The 24120-nt window shown below is 33.2% G+C and carries 20 protein-coding genes, 1 tRNA gene and 1 pseudogene; 14 read left to right on the forward strand and 8 right to left on the reverse strand.

Translation table 11 applies throughout. The features are described 5' to 3' along the window. Positions 1-20: 20 nt before the first annotated feature. Entirely contained in the window at positions 21-926 is a 906-nt protein-coding gene (locus tag KFE69_07175; protein UTW43864.1) for a hypothetical protein, read from the reverse strand. Positions 927-1125: 199 nt separating this feature from the next. Continuing rightward, positions 1126-2022, reverse strand: coding sequence for a phospholipase A (locus tag KFE69_07180; protein UTW43865.1), 897 nt, complete (start codon positions 2020-2022; stop codon positions 1126-1128). Between the two features lie 226 nt (positions 2023-2248). Between KFE69_07180 and KFE69_07185 the strand changes: the two genes are divergently transcribed. Beyond that, positions 2249-2767 carry a hypothetical protein gene (locus tag KFE69_07185; GenBank protein ID UTW43866.1) on the forward strand — a complete coding sequence of 173 codons (519 nt, stop codon included), beginning with the start codon at positions 2249-2251 and terminating at the stop codon, positions 2765-2767. Between the two features lie 57 nt (positions 2768-2824). Here the strand turns inward: KFE69_07185 and lpdA are convergent, their stop codons facing one another. From lpdA to aceE, 3 genes are read right to left on the reverse strand one after another with little or no spacing between them, the layout of a single operon-like run. Next, entirely contained in the window at positions 2825-4240 is a 1416-nt protein-coding gene (gene lpdA / locus KFE69_07190; GenBank protein ID UTW43867.1) for a dihydrolipoyl dehydrogenase, read from the reverse strand. 49 nt (positions 4241-4289) lie between these two features. Next, positions 4290-5882, reverse strand: a complete 1593-nt coding sequence (gene aceF / locus KFE69_07195; protein UTW43868.1) for a dihydrolipoyllysine-residue acetyltransferase — start codon at positions 5880-5882, stop codon at positions 4290-4292. Between the two features lie 21 nt (positions 5883-5903). Further along, entirely contained in the window at positions 5904-8579 is a 2676-nt protein-coding gene (aceE, locus tag KFE69_07200; protein ID UTW43869.1) for a pyruvate dehydrogenase (acetyl-transferring), homodimeric type, read from the reverse strand. 740 nt (positions 8580-9319) lie between these two features. On the opposite strand from aceE, the gene KFE69_07205 reads away from it, so the two are divergent. Further along, complete coding sequence (locus KFE69_07205; GenBank protein UTW43870.1) at positions 9320-12841, forward strand: Rne/Rng family ribonuclease; 3522 nt, start codon at positions 9320-9322, stop codon at positions 12839-12841. A 31-nt stretch (positions 12842-12872) separates the two neighbouring features. Here KFE69_07205 and hxpB read toward each other — a convergent pair whose 3' ends face one another. After that, positions 12873-13523, reverse strand: coding sequence for a hexitol phosphatase HxpB (hxpB, locus tag KFE69_07210; GenBank protein ID UTW43871.1), 651 nt, complete (start codon positions 13521-13523; stop codon positions 12873-12875). A gap of 173 nt (positions 13524-13696) precedes the next feature. Between hxpB and KFE69_07215 the strand changes: the two genes are divergently transcribed. After that, entirely contained in the window at positions 13697-14647 is a 951-nt protein-coding gene (locus tag KFE69_07215) for a hypothetical protein (GenBank protein UTW43872.1), read from the forward strand. Here KFE69_07215 and KFE69_07220 read toward each other — a convergent pair. Then, the gene (locus KFE69_07220) at positions 14609-16087 is read right to left on the reverse strand and encodes a catalase (protein ID UTW43873.1); all 1479 of its coding nucleotides are present in this window, start codon (positions 16085-16087) and stop codon (positions 14609-14611) included. The two genes, KFE69_07215 and KFE69_07220, sit on opposite strands and share 39 nt — an antisense overlap. A 159-nt stretch (positions 16088-16246) precedes the next feature. Between KFE69_07220 and KFE69_07225 the strand changes: the two genes are divergently transcribed. The 9 genes and pseudogenes from KFE69_07225 to KFE69_07265 all read left to right on the forward strand — a co-directional run bounded on the left by KFE69_07225 (position 16247) and on the right by KFE69_07265 (position 21751). After that, positions 16247-16334 (forward strand) — tRNA-Ser (locus KFE69_07225). Positions 16335-16402: 68 nt separating this feature from the next. After that, positions 16403-16555 carry a hypothetical protein gene (locus KFE69_07230; protein UTW43874.1) on the forward strand — a complete coding sequence of 51 codons (153 nt, stop codon included), beginning with the start codon at positions 16403-16405 and terminating at the stop codon, positions 16553-16555. Positions 16556-16662: 107 nt separating this feature from the next. Next, entirely contained in the window at positions 16663-17760 is a 1098-nt protein-coding gene (locus KFE69_07235; GenBank protein UTW43875.1) for an IS4 family transposase, read from the forward strand. A 414-nt stretch (positions 17761-18174) separates the two neighbouring features. Then, positions 18175-18672, forward strand: a complete 498-nt coding sequence (locus KFE69_07240; GenBank protein ID UTW43876.1) for an ankyrin repeat domain-containing protein — start codon at positions 18175-18177, stop codon at positions 18670-18672. 145 nt (positions 18673-18817) lie between these two features. Beyond that, positions 18818-19568 (forward strand): annotated as a pseudogene (locus KFE69_07245) (IS5 family transposase). Between the two features lie 46 nt (positions 19569-19614). Continuing rightward, positions 19615-20376: a hypothetical protein gene (locus KFE69_07250; GenBank protein ID UTW43877.1), complete on the forward strand. Its 762-nt coding sequence runs from the start codon at positions 19615-19617 to the stop codon at positions 20374-20376. A gap of 90 nt (positions 20377-20466) precedes the next feature. Then, on the forward strand, positions 20467-20676 hold the full coding sequence (locus KFE69_07255; protein ID UTW43878.1) for a hypothetical protein: 210 nt from the start codon (positions 20467-20469) through the stop codon (positions 20674-20676). Then, complete coding sequence (locus tag KFE69_07260) at positions 20649-21131, forward strand: hypothetical protein (GenBank protein ID UTW43879.1); 483 nt, start codon at positions 20649-20651, stop codon at positions 21129-21131. The genes KFE69_07255 and KFE69_07260 overlap by 28 nt, the downstream gene beginning before the upstream one ends. Positions 21132-21220: 89 nt before the next feature. Continuing rightward, entirely contained in the window at positions 21221-21751 is a 531-nt protein-coding gene (locus KFE69_07265; GenBank protein UTW43880.1) for a phage baseplate assembly protein V, read from the forward strand. Positions 21752-21789: 38 nt separating this feature from the next. Here KFE69_07265 and KFE69_07270 read toward each other — a convergent pair whose 3' ends face one another. Then, positions 21790-23184, reverse strand: coding sequence for a hypothetical protein (locus KFE69_07270; protein UTW43881.1), 1395 nt, complete (start codon positions 23182-23184; stop codon positions 21790-21792). Between the two features lie 222 nt (positions 23185-23406). Between KFE69_07270 and KFE69_07275 the strand changes: the two genes are divergently transcribed. Both KFE69_07275 and KFE69_07280 read left to right on the forward strand, forming a co-directional pair. Further along, positions 23407-23742: a GPW/gp25 family protein gene (locus KFE69_07275; protein ID UTW43882.1), complete on the forward strand. Its 336-nt coding sequence runs from the start codon at positions 23407-23409 to the stop codon at positions 23740-23742. Continuing rightward, positions 23739-23924 (forward strand): hypothetical protein, encoded by a 186-nt coding sequence (locus KFE69_07280; protein ID UTW43883.1) that lies wholly within the window; start codon positions 23739-23741, stop codon positions 23922-23924. Before KFE69_07275 ends, KFE69_07280 begins: the two co-directional genes overlap by 4 nt. Positions 23925-24120 lie beyond the last annotated feature (196 nt).

Here is a 24120-nt window from a genome sequence, read left to right on the forward strand (position 1 = left end):
TAAATTTGTAGGCAATGAATCTAAATATTACAATCTATAGAAGGCTGGTCTTGTTTTTCTACCATAAATAAATAATCTGGTATTATTGGATCAATTGCTTCAGTGGGTGGGTTTAGTAAAATGCCATCAGATGAATAAATATAATCAAATTCCTTGTAAGATGCAGGGTGTGTTTTATTTTTTGAATTTTCGTAGCTTGTAGATAGGTCATTACTTTTTGGTCGCCATGGTGAGCGGCAAGTGCACATTAAAATATGTTGATAAATAGGTAACTGGCTAAGAATGTCAGCTAAAGGAACTTTTCGGTCATTATATTGTTGCATGCGACAGTTAAATTCACCATTTGATGCATAGATACCAGGTTTCATTATCGGTCTTTGACCATGTTTTGTTGTAATAAATTTTGGCTTACCATTGGAATCAGTTTTTTGGATTTTATTTTCATTAAATTCAGAAATTAAAATTTGTTTAAAAATTAACTCAGTTGGAATAAAAATATCATGTCCATTATTTAAAGCATCTTGCATTGGCTTTACTGATGTTGTTAATTCATTAGGCATATGTGTGCCAATATATAAATTTGGTATTAACTGGCTGCTATCACTAGATTGTAATAGTTGACTTTTTCGAGATTTATGTTTAATCCAAGTACTCTCTCTATTAATGCTTTGTTGATCATTTAATTTATTTTCTGGTCTAAATAGCTGACTTCCTAGTGGTGTTGCAAAAGCGATCTTACTAGGAGTTAGTGTTTCAGATAAAGGTATAACTTGATCTTGACGACCATGAGCTAGAATCACGAGTGAGTTAACACTATCAGTTGTTGTATTTTTAAGTAAAATGCCTTGTAGTTTATAATCTTCTGTTTCAAAAACTTTTGTTTCAGGTGCAATGTTTAAAAGTTCACATAATTCATGCCAGTTCATATAATAAGACTCTTTGTTTAATAATTTTTACACATAAAATAATCAAACTGATAAAAATGTAAACTGATTTTTGTAATACATTTATAGTATTAAAAAATATAAGATAAAATTAACATTTTGTTTGATCAAGGTTTATTGATAAATTGCTTAAGGTGAAATTGAAATAAATTATTTAATTGATCAATGTTAAAATATTTTACTAAATCCAATTATTAATCGTAATACCAATACCTATTGCATTGGTATGGTGATTATATTCTATTAAGCTTTGACCATAGCCTGAGAAAAACTGTAAATAGCCTTTAATAACACCATAGACAGGAAAGCTGAAGCCAATTTCAGTTGTTGGGTATTTAATACTTCTTAGCATTACGCTAAGTTCAAAGTCACTATAAAATTTCCAGGCACCTATTATTTCACCATAGCCCATAAAATTTCCAATATCAGGGTTATGAAGATCACTAGATTCTGATCTAAAAATAATATCCCATAATTTTAATCTAAGCATATATTGGTCATTATTATATGTACTTTGAATGTAGGCGCGATTCCAACTACGTTCTAAATCACCACCTTTACCATTTGATTGATGCTCAATACCTACACTACCTGTAACATGATTCATTAAGTCAGTGGACATGTAAAGCTCAGGTTCATAATCTGTTTCACGAAAATATTGTGATTGTGGTGCATAAAATTGCCAATAAGACAGTTGAGAATAAGCAAAATTAAAGCGGAAGTGATCATTGTATATATAAACTAATGGTACATTTAAACTAAATTGAAACTTCCATTCTGCATTTTTAAGTTCTTGATTATCAGGTGTTTGGCCTTGATAAACAGATTGATATGGAGAGAATGTGTAGTAATAAGGTAGGATATAGTTTGGTTTATATAGGTTAATCGTTAATGGCGCACTAACCCACTTTGTTTTTGATTTTTCAGGTGGTGTAACTTTATTGATTGCTTGTGTAACTGATTTGGTTTGCTGTTGTGGTGTTTTTCTAATTTCTGGTTGCTTAGGTATTTTTGATTCATTCGCAATTGAGTTTACGATCTGATAAATTAGTGGTGTTTGTTTTGTATTTGCCTGCAAGTTTACATTAAGTCCTAGGCTAAAACATATGCATCCACTTATATATAAACCATTTTTATGAAGAGTTAATCGCATCCTTTGCCCATTGAGTTTATTTAGTTAGTTTAATATTGTTGTATTGAATAGATAACTAAATCAAGAAAATTTATATGAAAATTTTATTATAACCGATATTTAACGGTATTAAAAATTAAGTCAAACTATAAAGTATAGCCTTGGTTAAATTATGATAAAAGGAATTGCATTAGTGCAAGGTAGATTAGCAAAATTGTTAAGTGAATTAAATGATTTTGAAAAGCGTATTTTTTTAGAGCAGTTAGATGCTGAGTGGCCTGATATGATCCAGTCAGGAATAGAGCTAGCTTATGTGTTAGGTCAGTTAAATGAAGAACAATCAACTTTAGTCCTAAATATTTTAAAAGACAGATTGATTTTTTTAATTAAAACTGCCAGAGATTTATGGTGTATTCTTGAAGAGGTTAGTTATCAACAAAATCAGATTATATTATTAGCTATTGGCTTTAGACTGCCTAAATTGATTAGGACAGTTAATGGGCTAAAAAACATACTAAAGGAATTGAATGAAGAACAGTGTGTTTTTGTATTAACAAAGCTAGCTGATAGACTCCCAACCTTGATTAAGTCTAAAAAGTTACTTATTAATATGGCAAGTTATTTAAATGAAAATCAGTTAAATGTAGTGTTAACATTTTTGAATAATGATAAAACTTCAAAAAGCATATAAGTGGTAATGCTTAAGACTATATATGCTTTTCTAGAGTGAGTTAAAGTTTTTATATGATTATTTTTTCTTTGGTTTATTAGGAAGGTCAGTTACTGTGCCTTCAAAAACTTCAGTTGCTAGTGCTAAAGTTTCAGATAAGGTTGGGTGAGGGTGAATAGTAAGTGCGATATCTTCAGCATCAGCACCCATTTCAATTGCAAGAGAAGCTTCAGCGATTAATTCACCAGCATTTGGCCCAACAATACCAGCACCAATAATGACATTATTTTCATCAAAGATAACTTTAGTCATACCTTCATCACGGCCAAGACTTAATGAGCGACCACTTGCAGCCCAAGGGAAGACACCTTTATCATATTTAATGCCTTTTTCTTTGGCTTCTTTTTCAGTAAGGCCAGTCCAAGCAACTTCAGGATCGGTATAAGCAACAGAAGCGATACATTTAGGATCAAAGAAGTGTTTTTTGCCAGCAATCACTTCAGCAGCTAATCGACCTTCAGGAACTGCCTTATGTGCAAGCATTGGTTGGCCAACAATATCGCCAATTGCAAAAATATTAGAAACATTAGTTTTTTGTTGTTTATCAACTGGAATAAATCCACGCTCATCAACATGAATACCTGCTGCTTCAGCACCAATTAGCTTACCATTAGGTGTGCGACCAACAGCGACTAATACACGATCAAATTTCTCAGGTGTGTCATTACCTTTTTTGCCTTCCATTGAAACATAAATACCATCTTCTTTAGCTTCAACTTTAGTGACTTTGGTCTCAAGACGAATATCATAATGTTTTGAAACCATTTTTTCATAAGGTTTAACAACATCTTTATCTGCCGCACCCATTAACTGATCCATAAACTCAACAACTGTAATCTTACTGCTTAGTGTGTGGTAAACCTGTGCCATTTCAAGGCCAATAATACCACCACCAATAATTAGCATATTTTTAGGAATCTCAGCCATTTCTAATGCGCCAGTAGAATCAATTATGCGTGGATCTTCTGGGATAAAAGGTAAATTGATTGGTTGACTGCCTGCAGCAATAATGGCATTTTCAAAATTAACGGTAGTTGTTTTACCATCTTTTTCAACTTCAATTGACTTATCAGAAGTAAACTTACCATAGCCATGTACAACATCAACATTACGCATTTTTGCCATACCTTTAAGGCCAGTCGTTAATTTGCTAACAACATTATTTTTCCATTTAAGGATTTTTTCACGGTTGAATTTAACTTCACCAAATTCAATTACACCTTTGCCTTTTAAATCATTGGCTTCATCAACAACCTTAGCAATATGTAATAAAGCTTTTGATGGGATACAGCCAACATTTAAACATACACCACCTAATGAATCATAACGTTCAATTAACGTTACTTTTTTACCTAAATCAGCAGCTCTAAATGCTGCACTATATCCACCTGGGCCGCTGCCTAAAACAACAACTTCAGTCTGTTTTGTGGTCATTTTGATCTTTCCTTATTTCTTAAATTTTATTTAATTAATAATGAGTTGTTTATAAAATAATTTCACGTAGATCACGAAGTATCTCGCATAGATAGGTTAAAAACTGGGCTGCTAATGCGCCATCAATCACACGATGGTCAACAGATAATGATAGTGGTAACATTAATCTTGGATTAAAGCTACCTTTACCATCATAAACAGGCTTCATTTGAGATTTAGAGACACCTAGAATTGCAACTTCTGGCATATTAATAATCGGAGTAAAGCCTGTAGTGCCTAGTATGCCAAGGCTTGATATGCTAAAAGTAGCACCTTTCATATCATCAGGTTTTAATTTACCTTCACGACCGCGCTTAATAATATCCATTAGATCTTCAGCAATTTCAAAAATACCTTTTTTATCAGCATCTTTTACAATGGGTACTAATAAGCCATTTGGTGTATCAACTGCAACACCGATATGAAAGTATTTTTTAAGAATTATATTTTCACCGTCGGCTGATAATGAGCTATTCATGCGAGGGAATGCTTGTAGTGCTTTTGAGGCAGCTTTAACTAAGAAAGCAACAGGTGTAATTTTAACGTCTGCTTTTTCAGCACTTGTTTTCTTAGCTTTTCTAAAGTTTTCAAGTTCAGTTATATCTGCGTCATCCCAAAAAGTAACATGAGGAATTTTAACCCAATTACGATGTAGATTTTTAGCGGTAAGCTTGTTAATACGAGTTAAAGATTGCGTTTCAATTTCGCCATATTTAGCAAAATCAACTACAGGGTCTGCCAATAAGTCTAAACCACTGCCAGATGACCCTTGAACTTGGCCTGATTGAACTTGATTTAATGAATTTTTAACATAATTATAGCAATCTTCTTTAGTAATGCGGCCTTTATTGCCAGTAGCTGGCACTCTTGATAGATCAACACCTAGAATACGGGCTAGACGACGCACAGCAGGGCCTGCATAAATATTAGTATTTACGACAGGTGGTAATCCAGTTGATTGTGCAGCGCTAGGCTGAGAAGCTGGTGCATCATTAACTGGTTTTGATTCAGGTTGTTCTGCTTGAGTTGTTTTAGGTGTTTCATCTGCTGGCACTTGATCATTAGTTTCAAGTGTTAAAATAACATCACCTTCAGAGGCTTTATCTGCAACTTTAATAAGCACATCTTTTACTTTGCCAGCAAAAGGCGCTGGTACTTCCATGCTAGCTTTATCAGTCTCAAGGGTAACTAGTGAATCTTCTTCTTTAATTTCATCACCTGGTTTGACAGTTACTTCAATAACATCAACACCTTGATAATCACCAATATCAGGTACTTTAACTTCAACTACTTTTTTAGAAGCTTTAGAAGATGATTTGCTATCAGTAGCTAACTTTTTAGGCTCATCTTTAACTTCTTCAGTGCTGGAAGATTCAAGTTTGACAATTAATGAGCCTTCAGAGACTTTATCGCCAACTTTAACCAGTACTTCTTTGACTGTACCACCGAAAGGTGAAGGTACTTCCATACTGGCTTTATCAGTTTCTAGTGTAACCAGTGAGTCTTCTTCATTAATAACATCACCAACTGAAATATTTACTTCGATTACATCAACATTTTGATAGTCACCAATATCTGGGACATGAATTTCTTTAATCGCCATTACAGTATGACTCCTTGTAAATTAGACGTACATAGGTTCAGGTTTTTTTGGGTCAATTTTATATAGCTTCATTGCTTCTTTAACTTTAGATTTTGCTATTGTACCATCATCAGCTAATGCTTTAATAGCAGCATAAGCGACATAGTAACGATCAACTTCAAAGAAGCTACGTAAATTTTCTCTGCTATCACTCCGGCCAAAGCCATCAGTACCTAATGTTACATAACGACTAGGGACAAATTCACGTAATTGTTCAGTATAAAGTTTGATATAATCAGTTGAGGCAATTACTGGGCCTTTTCTATCTTGTAATGACTGCTCTATATGAGATAATTTTGGTTTTTCATCTGGGTTTAGCATATTATGGCGTTTAATGCTCATTGCATCACGATACAGCTCATTGGCGCTTGTCATACTCCAAATATCAGCTGTAATGTCAAAATCTTTTTCTAATAATTCTGCTGCAGCTTCAACTTCTCGTAAAATAGTTCCTGAGCCAGTTAGTTGAACATGTGCTTTATTTGGTTTTTTATGCTCTTTAAGCATATATAAGCCTTTAATAATGCCTTCTTCAGAGCCTTCAGGCATTGCATAATGTGCGTAGTTTTCATTCATAACGGTAATATAATAAAAAACATGTTCATTATTATGATACATACGGCGTAAGCCATCCCATAGGATAATAGCTAATTCATAAGCATAAGTTGGATCATAAGTGACACAGTTTGGGATAACAGACGCTTGAATATGTGTATGTCCATCCTGATGCTGTAAACCTTCACCGTTTAATGTTGTGCGGCCTGCTGTACCACCTAATAAAAAGCCTTTTGCCATTGAATCGCCTGCAGCCCAAGCAAAATCACCAATGCGCTGAAAGCCAAACATTGAATAATAAATATAAAATGGAATGGTTGGTACACGGTGAACACTATAAGAAGTTGCAGCTGCTAACCAAGAACAAAAAGCGCCTGCTTCATTAAGGCCTTCTTGTAGAATCTGGCCGTCAGTACTTTCTTTATAGTACATGACCTGTTTTTTATCTTCAGGAACATACTGTTGCCCTTTGGCATTATAAATACCTAATTGACGGAATAATCCTTCCATACCAAAGGTACGAGACTCATCAGGTACAATTGGTACAACATATTTGCCTAGTTCTTTATTTTTAGTAAATGCAACAAGCATACGAACAAAAGCAGTTGTTGTAGATAGTTCACGATCGCCACTTGAATCCATAAATAATTTTGCAAAGTCACTATAATGCGGAATGTCAAATTGATGGTCAACTTCGAAGCGTGCAGGGGTATAGCCGCCAAGATTTTTACGTTGTTTATTTAAATACTCCATAGCTTGGTCAGATTTTTTAAGCTTAAGAAACTCATAATTTTCGACTTGTTCTTCAGTTAGTGGAATATCAAAACGATCACGGATGTACTTTAATCCATCAACACTAAGTTTTTTAATGTTATGAGCAATATTCTTTGATTCACCATACTCACCCAAACCATAACCTTTGACAGTATGTGCTAAGATAACTGTTGGTCGATCAGTAGATTCAACGGCATTTTTATAGGCAGCAAATACTTTTTTAGGATCATGCCCACCGCGTAATAAACTCTCAAGATCTTCATCGGAGTAGTCAGCTACCATTTGCTGTAGCTCCTCATCACCACCAAAAATCATTTCTCTAATTGCGCTGCCACCGTGTGCTGTACAATTTTGTAGTTGTCCATCATTTAGCTCAGCTAGGCGCTTTTGTAATTTACCACTAATATCTTTATCAAATAATGGTTGCCAGTTGCTGCCCCAAAGGACTTTAATGACATTCCAATTAGCGCCTTGGAATACACCAGCTAATTCTTCAATAATTTTACCATTACCATTAACTAAGCCATCTAAGCGCTGTAAATTACAGCTAATAACAAAAGTAAGATTGTTTAGGTCTTCTCTTGATGCGCGTGTGATTGCACCAAGTGATTCTGGCTCATCCATTTCGCCATCACCTAAAAATGCCCAAACATGTCTACCTTTAGTATCAGAAAGGCCGCGATGCTCTAAATATTTTAAGAAACGAGCTTGATAAATTGCTTGAACAGGACCAAGACCCATTGAAACAGTAGGGAACTGCCAGTAATTTGGATGTAAATAAGGGTGAGGGTAAGAAGCTAAGCCATCTTGACCACATGTTTGTTGTCTAAAAAGTGTTACTTGGTCTTCACTAAAGCGCCCTTCAATAAATGATCGGGCATAAATAATTGGTGAGCTATGACCTTGAAAAAATACCAAATCACCACCTTCAGTTTTATTTGGCGCTTTAAAAAAGTGGTTAAAACCAACTTCATAAAGTGTTAAAGCACCAGCCCCTGATGAGATATGCCCACCTAAAGAGCTATCTTTTTTGTTAGCTTTAGCAACCATAACAGCGGCATTCCAGCGAATGGTTGTTTCGATTTGTTGTTCAAGTGTAATATCACCTGGGTAGTCAGGTTCATCTTCAACAGCAATGGTATTTGCATAAGTATAATTAGCACCTTGATATTGTGTTTTTATACCTAAGGTATGCGCTTTTTGGTTTAATTCATTTAAAATTTGAAAACCGGCTTCAATACCACCACGTTCGATTACAGACTCAAGTGCTTCCAGCCATTCATTTGATTCAGCAGGATCAACTACTTGAGTTGAAATTAAGTCAGCCATAATTAACTCCACTAGTCTTGATTATCAGACATTTAAATTCGGTTTAGAATGTTTTAACAACCGATTAGATTTCAACATGCTGTGATTATAGCGAAAACATTAGCAGAAATACATGCTTAAATATTTAATTACTTTTGATAAATAAAAATTATTTAAATTTATGGTTATAATTAAGTTATACATACTATGGTTTTAATTGCACTTTAATAAAAACCTGATATAGTACGCACAAGAAGTGTAAAAAGGCGCTTTAGCACTGTCTTAAGTATACAGATAAGACTAAAGAGTAGCTTGTTAGTTTTGACTAACCTTAAAATTACAAAAGAACACTTTTTGAAAACTAGACTCAAAATAAAAATTTTGGAGTATAAATTAAAGCGAAAAAGCAAAAGATAAAAGATTGTTGAATAAATGAAGTTAAGATTGCTTTTTGCTTATAGATGACAAACAGATTTTAGTATGGATTTTTTAGCCTTTTAATTGATAATATAGAGGCCAATTAATTGACAGATTGTATAAATGTACGGTTTAAACCTTTGAAAAAAATGATAAAAATTAAGGTTAACTTGTTAATTTTATAATCGGAGTAATAAAAATTTTCAAGTAGAATTATACTACTACTAATGTGCTTGTCAGTAAGCAATCAAATATCATTTATCTAATAAATGTCAATATTTTATCTCTTATATGTATTTTCGCTATATGCAATTATAATATAATTAAAGAGGTTTATATTAATTATGAAAAAAATGTTAATTAATGCGCGTCAACCAGAAGAAGTAAGAATCGCGACGACTGAAAATGGAAAATTATTAAATATTGATATAGAAAGTATTGATTATGAACAAAAAAAGGCCAATATATATAAAGGTATTGTTACACGCGTTGAGCCAAGTTTAAATGCTGCATTTATTAGTTATGGTGAGAAACGTAATGGCTTTTTACCATTTAAAGAAATTGCGCCGGAATACTTTAAAAAACAAGTTAAAGAAGGTCAAGATATACCTTTAACTGAGTTATTAGATGTTGGTCAAGAAATTATTGTTCAGATTAACAAAGAAGAACGTGGAACAAAAGGTGCAGCGTTAAGTACCTATATTACGTTAGCTGGTTGTTACCTAGTTTTAATGCCAAATAATCCTGAAGCTGGTGGAATCTCTCGCCGTATTGAAGGTAATGAACGTCAAAAATTAAAAGAGCTATTTGATTCATTAGATATTCCAAAAGGCATGGGCGTTATTATCAGAACTGCAGGTGTTGATCGTCAAGTTGAAGAAATGCAGTGGGATTTAAGTGTTTTATTAAAACTTTGGAGTGCAATCAATCAAGCTTATAAGAGTGCGCCTGGACCATTTTTAATTCATAGTGAAAGTGATATTACTGTTCGTGCAATTAGAGATCACTTAAAAGATGATATTGAAGAAATTATTGTTGATAGTGAAGAGGCAGGTGAGACACTTAAGCGTCAATTATCATTATTACGTCCTGATTTTGTAGAGCGTGTTAAAATATATAATGATACAATTCCGCTTTTTTCAAAAGAGCAAATTGAAAGCCGTATTGAAGAAGCCTATAAAAGAGAAGTCATTTTACCTTCAGGTGGTTCGATTGTAATTGATGCAGCTGAAGCATTAACAGCAATTGATATTAACTCTGCTAAAGCAACTCGTGGCGATAATATTGAAGAAACAGCATATTTTACTAATTTAGAAGCTGCTGAAGAAATTGCTCGTCAATTACGTCTACGTGATATAGGTGGTTTAATTGTTGTAGATTTTATTGATATGCAAGAAAATGAGCATCAACGCAACGTTGAGCATGCATTGATTGATCAATTAGCAAAAGATCGTGCTAAAGTGCAAATGACACGTATTTCAAGATTTGGCTTAGTTGAGATTTCACGACAAAGACTTCAATCTTCATTGGGAGAGTCAGCAACAATTTCTTGTCCACGTTGTGAGGGACAAGGCATTATTCGTTCAGTGCCTTCATTAGCATTATCAATATTACGCTTAATAAAAGAAGAAGCGCATAAAGAAAAAACTAATGAAATTCGCGTTCAATTACCAATTTCAGTTGCAACTTACTTATTAAACGAAAAACGCGATGCTGTTAAAGATATAGAATCTGAATTAGACTTTAAATTGGTATTAATTCCAAACCCTAATCTTGAAACACCTCATTACTATATTCAAAGAATTTGGGGTGATAATTATGTGGCAAATAAATCAAGCTATAATTTAATCGAAGAAAGAAAAGAAGATTCAGAAAATTATATTAAACCTAAAAAGACTAAAGCTCAGCAGCCTCTAGTTAAGTCAATGACTGTAGAAGCGGCACCAAAAGCTCAGGCTAAGCAAAAATCTGGTTTATTTAAAAAAATATGGAATAGTATTTTTACAACAAGTGAAGAAGTAGCTGAAAAGCCAAAAGCGAGTAAAGCTCATTCTTCTAAAAAACCTGCTCAAAAACAGCAAGGCCAGCAGAAAAAGCGTACACAGCATCAACAACGTCATCATGGTCAGCAAAAGCAAGATCGAGATCATTCAAAAGATCGTAGAAAATCTCAACAATATGGTGGTTCAAAAGGTAGAGGCCAAAAGTCAAATCAAACAGATGGAGATCGCCGTTCTCATTCTGCGCGTAGTAACCAACGCAATAATACTCGTCCAAATTTATATAAAAGTGAAGATGTTGTAGATGTACAAATTGCTTCAACTTCTCAACCTGAACAGAAAGTATCTAACAAAGATCAAAGTAAAGATGTAGCAACTAAAGCAAAATCTAAGTCTAAGTCTAAGCAAACTGTAATTACATCTGCTGATGCATTAGTTGATTCTTTAAATGTTGCGCCACTTAAATTTGAGACAACAAGTAAGTTAATTAAAGATCCTAAAAGTCGTATTAGCAGCAATGTTGAGCAAATTTTAAAAAGCTCAGATTCACAAAGCTCAATGCAACAGATAGAAACACAATCAACGTCAAATAAGGTGAAGTATCTGAAATTTGAATATGTTGATTTGGCGCAGTTAAAACGTGAGCAACTGGAAAAAGAAGAGAAGGCAAAAATTGCTAAACGTGAAGCTCAAGAAGCAAAGCGTGAGGCTGTGAAAGCTAAAAAAGCATACGATGAGGCTCAAAAACTTAAAGCTGAAGAAGAGCAAGCACAAAAATATCAAAAAACAGATGTAAAAGCTACAGAAGCAGTTGCTATTGAAGATAAGGCTAAACAGCAAGATCAAGCTACACAACAAACAGCTGCAATTCAGTCAGAAGAACAAAAGCAAATGGCTGTGACAAGTGAAAGTTTTGCTAAAGCAGATGAAAATAGTGAGGCTGTAATTAGTATTGATGTTTCTGAAAATGTATCAGAGTTTGATTCAGAAGTTGAAATTGTTATTGATTATCCAGAAGACAAGTTAGAGCAATCTCAAGTTGAAGAACAAGAATTAGTTGTTCAAGCAAGTAGTGAGTCTTTAGAAGAAGAAAGAGTGGAAGCTTCTGATATCGATGATCATGCTGAGGTTGAGATTGTTGAAACGGATTCAACTGATATTGCTGATGATGAAAAAACAGAAATACAAAGTGCTGTTGAAGAGTCTATAGAAGTAACAGAAGAAGAGCATCTTGAAGAAGATGATGAAGAACCTGTAGTGCCTGCACCACAAATTCAGGCAGAGATTATAGAGCAAGTAACAATTGAAACTAAGCCTCAAATTGTAATTGGGCATGAAGTCAATGATCAAAGAGATGGTGAAACAACTGTTTCAATTGAAGTGTCTAAAACTGATGTAGAAGAAGATACTCAAGAAGCTGTTGAAGAAACATCCAATGAGGCTTCATCAGTCATTGAAGAAAAAGATCTTGAGCAAGAAGAACCGCAAAAATTAGAGACTGAGCATGTCATGGTAGAAGAAGTAAAAAAAGAAGATAAAGAACATCATGATGCAAAATCTAAAAAAGATGAAGCTAGCGCTAGTAAAAAGCGTAAACCGCAGCAACAACGTCGTGGTGGTGGTCAGAAAAAACACCATCGTGGTGGTACTCAACAAGCTAAAGGTCATTCGAATCAGCAAAATAAAAAGCATTCAGATGATGATGCATCTTCTAAAAAATCTTCACATCATAAAAAAGACAGTAATAAAGAGCATCAACAAAAGAAGGCGAAACCCCATCATAAAAAACAACATGATGAAAATAAGCATTCTTCAACAAAAGATAACCAATCAAATACTAAAAAAGAAGAGAAAGAAGAATCCTAGTTATAATACCTAGACGCGATGAATCGCGTCTCTACATAGATTTTAATTGATTAATACTAATATCTTCTAATGAATTAATTACTAAATCACAAAAATCAAATCTTTCATCATTTTCTATAGGCTCAGGGACAACAATAACTTTCATAGATGCAGCTTTTGCTGCAATTGCTCCAGTTGTTGAGTCTTCAAATACAATACAATCTTGAGGTTTGAATTCAAGCAACTTAGCTGTAGTTAGATAGCATTGTGGATGTGGTTTGGCATAAGTTTCACTTTCACCAGAATGATAAACTGTAAGAAACTGTTTAATATCAAATTGATTGATGACTGTTTCAATTAATTTAAGCGGAGAAGAACTGCATAAACCCATGACAATATTATGAGATTTTAATTGTTGCATTAAAGTGATCAACCCTGGCATTGGGTTAGCTGAATTATAAATGAGTTGACTAACCCTTTGTATTAAAGATGCTGCGATTTCCGATTTGGATATAGATGGCGTAGCTGCTTTTTGATACCAGTAATTAACCATAAGATCCATACGTAGACCTTTAGTCTCTCTGCATTGATCATCAGTTAAATTTAAACCAATCTGTTTGAAAATCTCAATTTCAGCTTTGCGCCATAATGGTTCAGAATCAATAATAACGCCATCCATATCAAAAATTACGGCAAAAGGCATGGTATTCCCTTAAAGAATAATTATTTATTTGATTATCTGTTTGATCATTTGGACTGTCAAGTATTGAAAAGTTTATAGTATTTGCTATTACCTTAAATTTTGAGGTAATTATGCTTTAAGTTTTAGTATTTAATGTGGGTTTTAATCTAAATAATAAGTAGTAGGTTATTATTATGAAATTTAATTATATTAAAATTGCTAAACGAGAAATTATATTAACGCAATTACCTAACAGTCATTTTCAGCTATTTTATCGTAGTACTGGCATAAATTCAAAAGCTAATGATACATTCTTTCCTTTAGAAGGAATAGCTTTAAAACAGTTTTTAAAGCCACATGGATTTAATCATCCTGCAAACGTAGAAAAAGAGCTTAAAAAAATGGTAAGAGAAACTGGTCGATTTGGCTCTGTTATAAATATCCCAATATCAATGGCGTTTAATTCTGGTATCTGGGAGAATTCTAGTAATTATCAAATTATGCAAGATGCATTGCTACAATATAATATTTCAACTATTGATGATATATATGAGTTAGAAGATGAAATAGAGTTGGAAATAGATAATAATACTAGAAAGCTTCAACAATTTATCTTTATTGTACTTAAAAAAAATGGATATGAATATGATGAGTTTACTAAAGACTTAATTATAAACAATACTTTTATAAACCCAGTTGATATAGTTAATTTAATGTTAGAGTTTCAAAAAAATAATATATTACTAAATGAAGAAAGTAGAGAGATTGTATTAAATAATTTAGATAATATAGTTGATGCTTATAATGAAGTTAGAAAATGTGGGCAAGACTTTAGTAAAGAGATATTACAACAAGTTATAGATGATCCAGAAACTATTGTTGAGAAATATAAGAATATAAGATTTAGGCTGAATCAAAGCGTTGATAATGATAGCGACTCTAGCTCTGAAAGTGAAAGTATGGCGTTTGATCAGTTTGAAGAGCCTTTTTTCTTTGATCAGTCAGAGCCTTTGGTTTTACATGACTACTCGGATGATGAAGAACAAACGGTTAAATCGAGTAAAATGCACACCCCATTTTATGAAAATGACTCTTCTAGAGCAGTCTCAAGTGATTGTGACTGTGCTCCGTGTAAGATCCTTTAAAGCCTCTCTAACACCTTGGCCATACTCAGGATGGATTTTATCAAATAGCTGGCATTGACGTTCAATAATATGTTTATCTGCACCAGCCATTGCATCAGCTATATTAGAAAAAAGACGAGATTTCTCATCATCATTAAATAAATTAAATAGTGCTCTTGGTTGTGTAAAATCATCCGTATCTTGACCTTTACCATCTCTTTGACAATAGCGGTCTAATTGACCATTTAAATTTAATGCAGGCTCTTTAAATTGTTCATCTTCAATTGGGCCATTCATTGAATTCGGTTCGTAATAGGCATCAGTAACGCCTGAGCTTTGGCCAAAGAAATTCATTTTGCCATCTTTGTGGTAGTGATGGACTGGGCATTTGGGGCGATTAACTGGTAATGCTTCATAATGTGTACCTAAGCGATAACGATGCGCATCTGCATACGAAAAAACTCTAGCTTGTAGCATTTTATCTGGTGAAAATGAGATACCTGGCACAATATTAGATGGGCTAAATGCAGCTTGTTCAATTTCAGCAAAATAGTTCTCTGGGTTTTGATTTAACTCTAGTACGCCAATATTTATTGGTGGAAAATCACTATGTGGCCAAACTTTAGTTAAATCAAAAGGATTATAAGGAATTTCAAGAGCTTCAGCTTCACTCATAACTTGAATTTGCACTTCCCATTTTGGGTAGTCTTGATTTTCTATTGTATTAACTAATGCTTCTTGGTAACTTTCTCTTGTTTGGCCAATGACATCAGCAGATTGGCTATTAGTTAGGTATTTGTGTCCTTGCATGGTTTTAAAATGAAATTTAACCCAGAATCTTTGGCCTGATTGGTTAATTAATGAATAAGTATGTGAACCGTAGCCATTCATATGCATTGGTGTAACAGGAATACCACGATCAGACATTAAAATAGTAATTTGATGTAATGACTCAGGAGATAATGACCAAAAATCCCACATTGCAGTGGCTGAGCGTAGATTTGTTTTAGGATGACGCTTTTGTGTGTGAATAAAATCAGGGAACTTATAAGGGTCACGTACAAAAAATACAGGTGTATTGTTACCGACTAAATCCCAATTACCTTCTTCAGTGTAAAATTTTAATGCAAACCCTCTAACATCACGTTCAGCATCAGCAGCACCTAGTTCACCGGCAACAGTGGAAAATCTTGCAAGCATCGGTGTTTGTGCACCCATTTGAAGTACTTTTGCTTTGGTATATTGTGAAATATCAGCTGTTATTTTTAATGTACCATAAGCACCCCAGCCTTTAGCATGAACAACACGCTCTGGAATTCTTTCTCTATTTTGATGAGCGAGTTTTTCTATTAGTTGATAATCTTGAATTGAGATAGGACCTCTTTCACCAGAGGTTAGAGAATTTTGATTATCAGCAATTGGATTGCCAGCGGTAGTTGTTAATTTAAGCTTATCAGTCATGATAATAATCCTTATTTTGGGCCTTTAAACGAATTCCTATTTAACTAAGAGTATAAAGCTTACAATAATTGAAAATCTAGCAAAATATTTTGCTAGCTAATTGCTTTTGATTGCTTGAGTTCGAAATAAGACTTTGATAAGATGAGCTCTCAATTGTTTGGAGAGGTGGCCGAGTGGTCGAAGGCGCACGCCTGGAAAGTGTGTATACGGCAACGTATCATGGGTTCGAATCCCATCCCCTCCGCCATTTACTAAATGTCAAATGCATCTTTATGACGTAGAGCCGAAACTTCTTTAGTTGGTGATGAAAATGTTATGCCAAGTCTATCAGATAGTGAGCTAAATCGACCTCTGCCTCAACATGATAACTTAGAATCATCAATTGTAAGTACAGATTCTGTGTTCATATTTCAAAGACCTAATGATTTTACTGCTGGAAATCATAATGATGACTTTGAGCTGCATTAGATAAGAATATATTTTGCTTCACACTACACGACAGTAACGGTGTAACCCATTGATTTTTCATTGTTATCGTTCATTCTTATAATCGCCAAAAAACAAAAAAGAGCGATATGATGAAACACATCAATGAATTACAACAGTCACTGAAGCACTATTTTAACTTATCTTTTTGGAATACTGAATGCCTAACTTACTTTATTATTGCCCTACAGATAATAAATGATGTTAATCTTTCACAAATTGCTAAATGTTTTCCATCAAAAGCATCAACTACGTCATGTTATAGGCGTCTTCAACGTTTTATCACAAGGTTTGAAATATCTTTTCTTAGCCTCTGGAAACTAGTCGACACCATTTTCAATTTATCTGATCAAGTCATATTATGCATGGATAGAACTAACTGGAAGTTTGGCAAGGTACATATTAATTTTCTAATGATTGCTATTGCTTATAAAGGTGTTGCAATTCCTGTGATTTGGTCACTGCTTCCTCAGCGAAAGAGAGGTAACTCAAAAGCCATTGATAGGCAGAGACTATTTGATCAACTACTTGAATTTATTCCTGCAACTAGAATTAAAACACTTTTATGTGATCGTGAATTTATTGATGGAAATTGGATAGCTTATTTGTCTAGCAAACAAGTTAAATTTGTTATTCGAGCCAAAGGTAATTATCTAGCTTCTAATAAAAAGATTTCAAAATTATTTCTAACTCTTAAAGCTTCACAAGCAAGAACACTTCATAATACAAAGTGTATAGTAGGCTGCGATTTATATGTTTCAGGACTGCGACTGCCTACAGGTGAATTAGTTATTGTTGTAACTAGAGAGTTTAACCTAAATGCACTCGATCAATATAAAATAAGATGGGAGATTGAGTCATTTTTTTCAGCTATTAAAAAACGTGGTTTTAATTTTGAGAATACCCACTTAACTGATATGCAAAAACTTTCAAGGCTTATGTTTGTTGTATCCATTGCATTAATATGGTCTTATCGTACAGGTGAAATATTAGAAAGCATTAAACCTATTAAAATTAAAAAGCATGGATTTAAAGCTAAGTCTTTGATTAAAATTGGTACTGAAACTATTGCTAAATCGCTAGCCAGAGCCATTAATTCTTCAGAGTATATCTGTAATATTATCAAAGCTACATTTAAACCTAAAATATCAATTAGTCAAAGAATGGCTCTGGTAGGTGTCATGTAGTGTGATTTTGCTTAACACTTTTCCAAATAAGTTGAAATTCGTTCAGTAATTTCAAGTGCCCCTCTTTATGATGTAGAGCCAAAATTTATGTTACTTCCAATAAAAGATTTTTATTTTTAACAAAAATATACTTAAATAATAAATACGGCAAATTATATTTCAATAATTTTAAAATTTAAAAAATTTAATTTATATTTCTTAGATTAGGTTCCGTGAACAAATTTTAAATTAGAATTGAAAAAGGCAACGCCAATTGTGAAAATAAAGTTGAAGGTCAATAAACACAAATAATGAATTTATAAGTTAATTAAATGACAATTGAACTGTTTTAGGTGATAAAGTGAAAGCAAATTAGAGCTCTCTCCTAAATTTGCAGAATAGGTTAATATACAAAATATTTTAAGGATGAATATTATGGCTGTTATTACAGAGGTTGAAAAAAGAAGATTATTCAAAGCTGTTCAGAGTAATGAGGGATTTGATCTTGTAGAAAAGACTATTTTAGAACAGGCTGATATTGATGAGACAACCATGTCAAAGCTTTTGACATGCACCATTCAGCGTGGTCATCTTGATAAGATTGAAACTTTAGTTAAACATGGTGCTGGCGTTAACTCTCGATGTCCATTTTCTGGTAGGACCCCACTTGTTATCGCAATTAAGTCCCACCAGAATAACGCTGTAGAAAAACTATTAGATTTAGGTGCAAAACCTTTTAAAAGAGTTAATGATAACTTTCCAACTGCAATTGCCCGAAAGTGTGGCAATGATAAAGCTGCTGAGATATTAGAAAAATTAGAGTTAAAGAATAAGCAGCAGGATACCGTAAAAAGTTTTTCACCTTCTCCTTTATTCTATCTAGGGCTAGCAGCTACTGCTGCTACTATTTATGCTTTAACTAACGCCATTTAGTTTATTCAAATATCTAAGAGACGAGCCAATAAAAAAATATACAAAAATTAGGTTCCGCAAATAAATTTTAAATTAGAATTGAAAAAGGCAACGCCAATTGTGAAAATAAAGTTAAAAATCAATAAACACAAATGGAACTGCCTTGATGGATTATCATATTACTCCTGCTTGTTGGTCAAGTATCTATATCTTTTTAAAATTACAAAAAGGTTTACATACTAAACATGAAAAGAAACTGAGGCGCTTTATTGAAGGTCGCTGGTATATTTTAAAAACTGGTTGTCAGTGGCGTTTGTTACCTACCTACTATGGAAATTTTAGAGCAGTTCATAGAAGATTTAAACGTTGGGCTAATTATGGCATTTGGTCACGCTTAATGAGCTATGTCAGTGATATTGACTCTCAACAAATTATGATTGATTCAACTATTGTCAGAGCACATGCCTGTGCTGCTGGACAAAAGCTTAATGGCAATAAACAACATGCTCTAGGTTAGAAGTGTTGGTGGATTTACCACTCGCATTCATGCGGTTGTTGAGGCATTAGGAGACCCTATTACATTTAGGCTTACGAAAGGTAAAAGTCATGACATATCAATTGCTTATCAGATGTTAAAACATATAAAACACACAACCATCCTTGCTGATAAAGCTTATTATTCTGATGAAATGAAGAATATGCTGGAAAGTAATTATTGCAAAGTTGTTATTCCATCTAGAAAAAATGCATTACAACCACACCAGTTTGATAAGCATTTATATAAAGAAAGGCATCTAGTTGAATGCTTCTTCTCTAAAATTAAACAATTTCGTAGGGTGTTTTCTAGGTTTGATAAAACAATTGAAGCATTTACTGGGTTTTTATGCTTTGCAGGAGCATTGATATGGCTCAGATAATTTTTTGTTCACGAGGCCTAATAAATAATTATTTAATTTTAATAATATGACATACAATAAACTAATATTAGCCTTTATAAATGTATTTAATGAGATCAAATCGTTAAAGCAATTTAATCAAAAAAAACATTATGAACAGTACAGTGAGTCAGTTGACAATGATTTTTTAGATTATGAGCGAGACAAGCTAAATCAACTTTCACCAAGGTCATTATCTTATAATATAGAAGAGCTTGGTGGTGGTTTTTGTAGAGAACATGCTGATATTTTAGCATATAAGCTACGTTGCCAATTGAGTGGCAAAGTTGAATATAAAATTAGGATGATGAAAGCTGATGTTGATCATATCTATTTATATCTTCATGCTAAAGTTGATTCAGGACAACATGTATACTTTCGACTTGATAACTGGGATAAAGATTTTAAGGAATTATCTCAAGATGAATATTATTCATCTGAAGATATAGAGTGGGGAAAACATACAGTAATAAATAAGTGGTCAAGTCAAGATGAACTTACTTTAAGTCAAAATAAAGCTGAAATTATTACACAAAAAATTCATAAAAATGATCATGAGTATGAAGATGAATTGCCTGATGATATTTATACTAATGAACCTGATCATATGGATATTATTAAAAAGTTGGAAAATAGTTTAAGTGGAACAAGAAAAAGAAAAGAGAATCCAGTTGAAGAGTCTAATTCAAGGCGTTACCTACCTAGAGGACGATATATAGATCCAGCACTAATATTTTGTGGACACCCTCAAACTTCAGAAAATAAAGTTACTACTACACCTGATCACTAATAGGTCCTATCTATTCTATTACCTTATCCATCTAATTAATTTTAATAATCATAAACTGATTTTAATGCAGATAAGGTACAAAAATCTGATGTGATTGTAAGAGGTATACGCATTGAAAATGCTTTTATTAATTCATCAGGCAAGATTAAACAACGTGCAGATATGAATAGCCCAACAATGGAAATTAACAAAAAGTCACAGACAATTATTGAAAAACAGCTGCCTTATTACTTTAGGGAAACATTTTTTAAAAAATTAGAGGAAGTTTTAAAGTGGAAATTAAAAACACAAGGTCGCTAACGGAATTAATCTTTACTAAACTAAAAGAACGGTATGATCAGTTAAGCTGGTCACTGTATCCGCCGATACAGAACTTGGAAGCATTGTCGCCTCGGGTCTCTAACTTAAATCTTTCAAGTTTTGAGATCACACGGAAATATTCGGATGGTCGATTATCGGCGGAAATACATTTTACTTTAAATCTATTGTTTAAAGATGTTGATTTAGCCGAATTTAATATTAGAGATGCAGCATTTTCTATTAGTGCATTTTTACATCGGAATAACTTTAATCATGATCAAATTGGTGAGACTGAAATTATCAGTAATGAACCTGACTATTTACAACCCGATATTGATGGTTATTTATCTTGGAAAATAGAATTTCTTATACCATTTGCTTGTGGTGAGAGTGTTTATGAAGCAAATGGTGAATCCCCAGATATAGAAATAGATTCGAGTATTAATTATGACTGAGCTAGAACGTATTGGTGAATTAGAAAGAAGGTTATCAAATTTAATTCGAGTGGGTTACAGTCTCACAAATAGATCCAATCAAAGCACGTGTGCGTATTAAAGCAGGTAATATTTTAACGACATGGCTTAAGTGGATGACGCAACGCTCAAGTGATTGTCAAACTTGGTGGTCGTCATCACTTGGTGAACAAGTATTGGTTTTATCACCAAGTGGTGAATTGAATAATGGCATTGTATTGCCATCAATTTATACAAGCAATCAGCCAAGTAATGATTTAGCGTTAGATAAAAAAGTTTACTCAGACGGCACAACGATTAGTTATAACTATCAAAGTAAAAAGCTTACCATCAATTATGTTGGATCAATTGATATTTTTGCTGCAACTTCAATTAATGTAACAACCAATCAAACGATACTAAAATCAGAGAGTATTTATGCTGATTGTCTCATAACGACAATTACAGGTGATGTATTGGTTCAAGGTAGTTTAACGTATCAAAGTGGCCTATATGGTTCAAATTCTAAAGGCGGTTCAACCGCATCAATTGAAGGTTCAATTTATGTTATTAGTGGAGATGTTGCAGCAGATAATATTTCTCTTAAAAATCATGCCCATTGAGGTGATAGTGGCGGTACTACATCAAAGCCTATTTAAGCTCAAAAATTACAATCTTCATTAATACTTTTCTGTATGGAATTATACAGTCTACTTCCACTTTTAAAGAAGACCAAAGAACTTGATCCTACTGTCCAAGAAGCAAAAGAAGCTCTGGATAGGGCGTTTTTCAGTTGTGATGGATTTTCAGCACGATAAATATTTTTAGCTATAAGCAAGAGTTTAGACTCATGCTTTGATTGAGAATCATAGATTTTTGTTATAATTTTAGACTTAGCATCAATAAATGAATTATTACTACCATTTTTTTGTGATTCCAGTGACTCTAAAAGATAATTTTTTGAATTTACCATATCTGATTTAGAAAACTTATGAGCTAAAATATGTGAGTCAAAACCCTGAGAAAAAATACGATCCCATTTGCTAATTGTTGTACGATCAACTTGCTGTTGACAAAAATTATATGCTTCATCTGTCAATATGGTTTCAAAATGTGCCCGATCAAAAGGCATCCAGCTGCCTGTTTTAGTTTGTTTAACTGCAAATGTAGTAGTTTTGACTGCAATTGATGTGTCATTATTTTCTTCTAGATCTAAATTAAAATATTCTGGTAGAATGCACTGAAGGCTATTTTGATCCATATATCTAGTTTTTGTTGCTTTTGCATGTATGTTGAAGGTGGAGCCAGAACTTTTCTCGCAAAATAATGAGTATTCAGCATTTTCTATGGCTTTGATTGCTAGTTTATCTAATTCATTAATTTCATCTTGGTCTAACATTTGTCTAGTATCTTGAAGCTTTGTGAGTAAAGATTCAAGCTTGCTTGGAGTGGAACCTTCTGGGTCTCCTTGACGATATGCACGAGTAATATTATTAATACGAGTGACATAACAGTTTCGTTGAATACATCCTAAATGATATGAAATCTCATCTCTAATTTTTTGATTATCGTATGCGCCATTAGTTTTTAAATCATCTTCATTTCTTCTAAGCTCAGGGAATTGCATTTGTCTTGTTTGGAAAACTCGGTTAAATAGATCAAGCAACTCAATAGTGGAAGGATCATCTTCAAGTTTATTTGATATATCACTATTTAATTCATTATATTGCCTTAAGTCTTGAGTAAACTTATCATATATAGCATTTTTATGAGAATTTCTTATAATTTGTCTTAGTCCTAAAGAAGCAGCATTTAAAATTTCTTTATCTTGACTGGTAAGATCAAAGTGTAGTAGCTTGTTTTTAAATGATTCTTTATTAATTGGCGCCTTTTGGTTGTATAAATCTTTATAAACTTGCTGATACTGTTTATAGAGTTTTTCCCAGTTAGCATTTTCGGTTTCTTCTAATATTTCTCTTTTAAAGGATGGAAGCATACCCATAAAAAATGAATAGTCTCCGCAATATCCACCACCTGAGTTAGCAATTTTAGGCATATTTATAACCTTTATCCATTAATTTCAGTGTATTACTCAAGATTAAAATAATTATTCCAAAATTCAAAATTAGATTAATTTATCTATTTTCTGTTGTGAGATTTATACTTATGTGGTAGAGAAATTATGGTTCATTAATTTATTTGAAGTAATTACCTTATCCAGAACATTTTTTTGATCATTTTATACTGATTGTAATAGTAACAATTAGTTAGATTATCAATGCAAGGTATATCAAGAGTAATAGGTCAAAAGATAACAGATATTGAGCATGTTAAACAAAGCATTGCTGATATTTTAACAACGCCTGTTGGCTCAAGAGTTATGTTGCGTGAATATGGCTCTACTCTTTTTTTATATGTTGATCAACCAGCTAATCAAATGACTTTGGCAAAGTTTTTAAATTCAATCGCTGAAGCAATAGATAAGTGGGAGATGCGTGTAGATTTAACACAAATTGATATCAATCTTAATTCAGATGGTCAGGTAAGCATTGATGTTGAGTTTACATATAAGCCTGATGGTGAAGATAAACGGTTAAATGGTGTCACGGTATGAGTAAGTTTGATTTATCTAAATTGCCACCACCAGATTCAATTCAGTCAGTTGATTATGATCAAAACTATGCTTTGCTCTTAGCTGATTTTAAAACACGACTACCTGAATATGATGCAACGGTTGAATCTGACCCTGTGATTAAAATATTAGAGGCCTGTGCTTATGGATTAACACTTTATTAGCAACGCCACCTGATGGCTTAAAACCTCAAGGTGACGCATGAACAAATTTTATTGGTTTTTAAGTAGCATTGTGGTGTTATCAATTAATGGTTGTGGCATGTTTTTACCACGACCAATCACAGTGGGTCGTATTCCCCCATCTTTGACACAACCAAGAGTTGTCTATGGTTGTTCTTCTATAGAAACTGAACTAAAG

Source organism: bacterium SCSIO 12844 (assembly GCA_024397935.1).
GTDB lineage: Bacteria > Pseudomonadota > Gammaproteobacteria > Francisellales > Francisellaceae > M0027.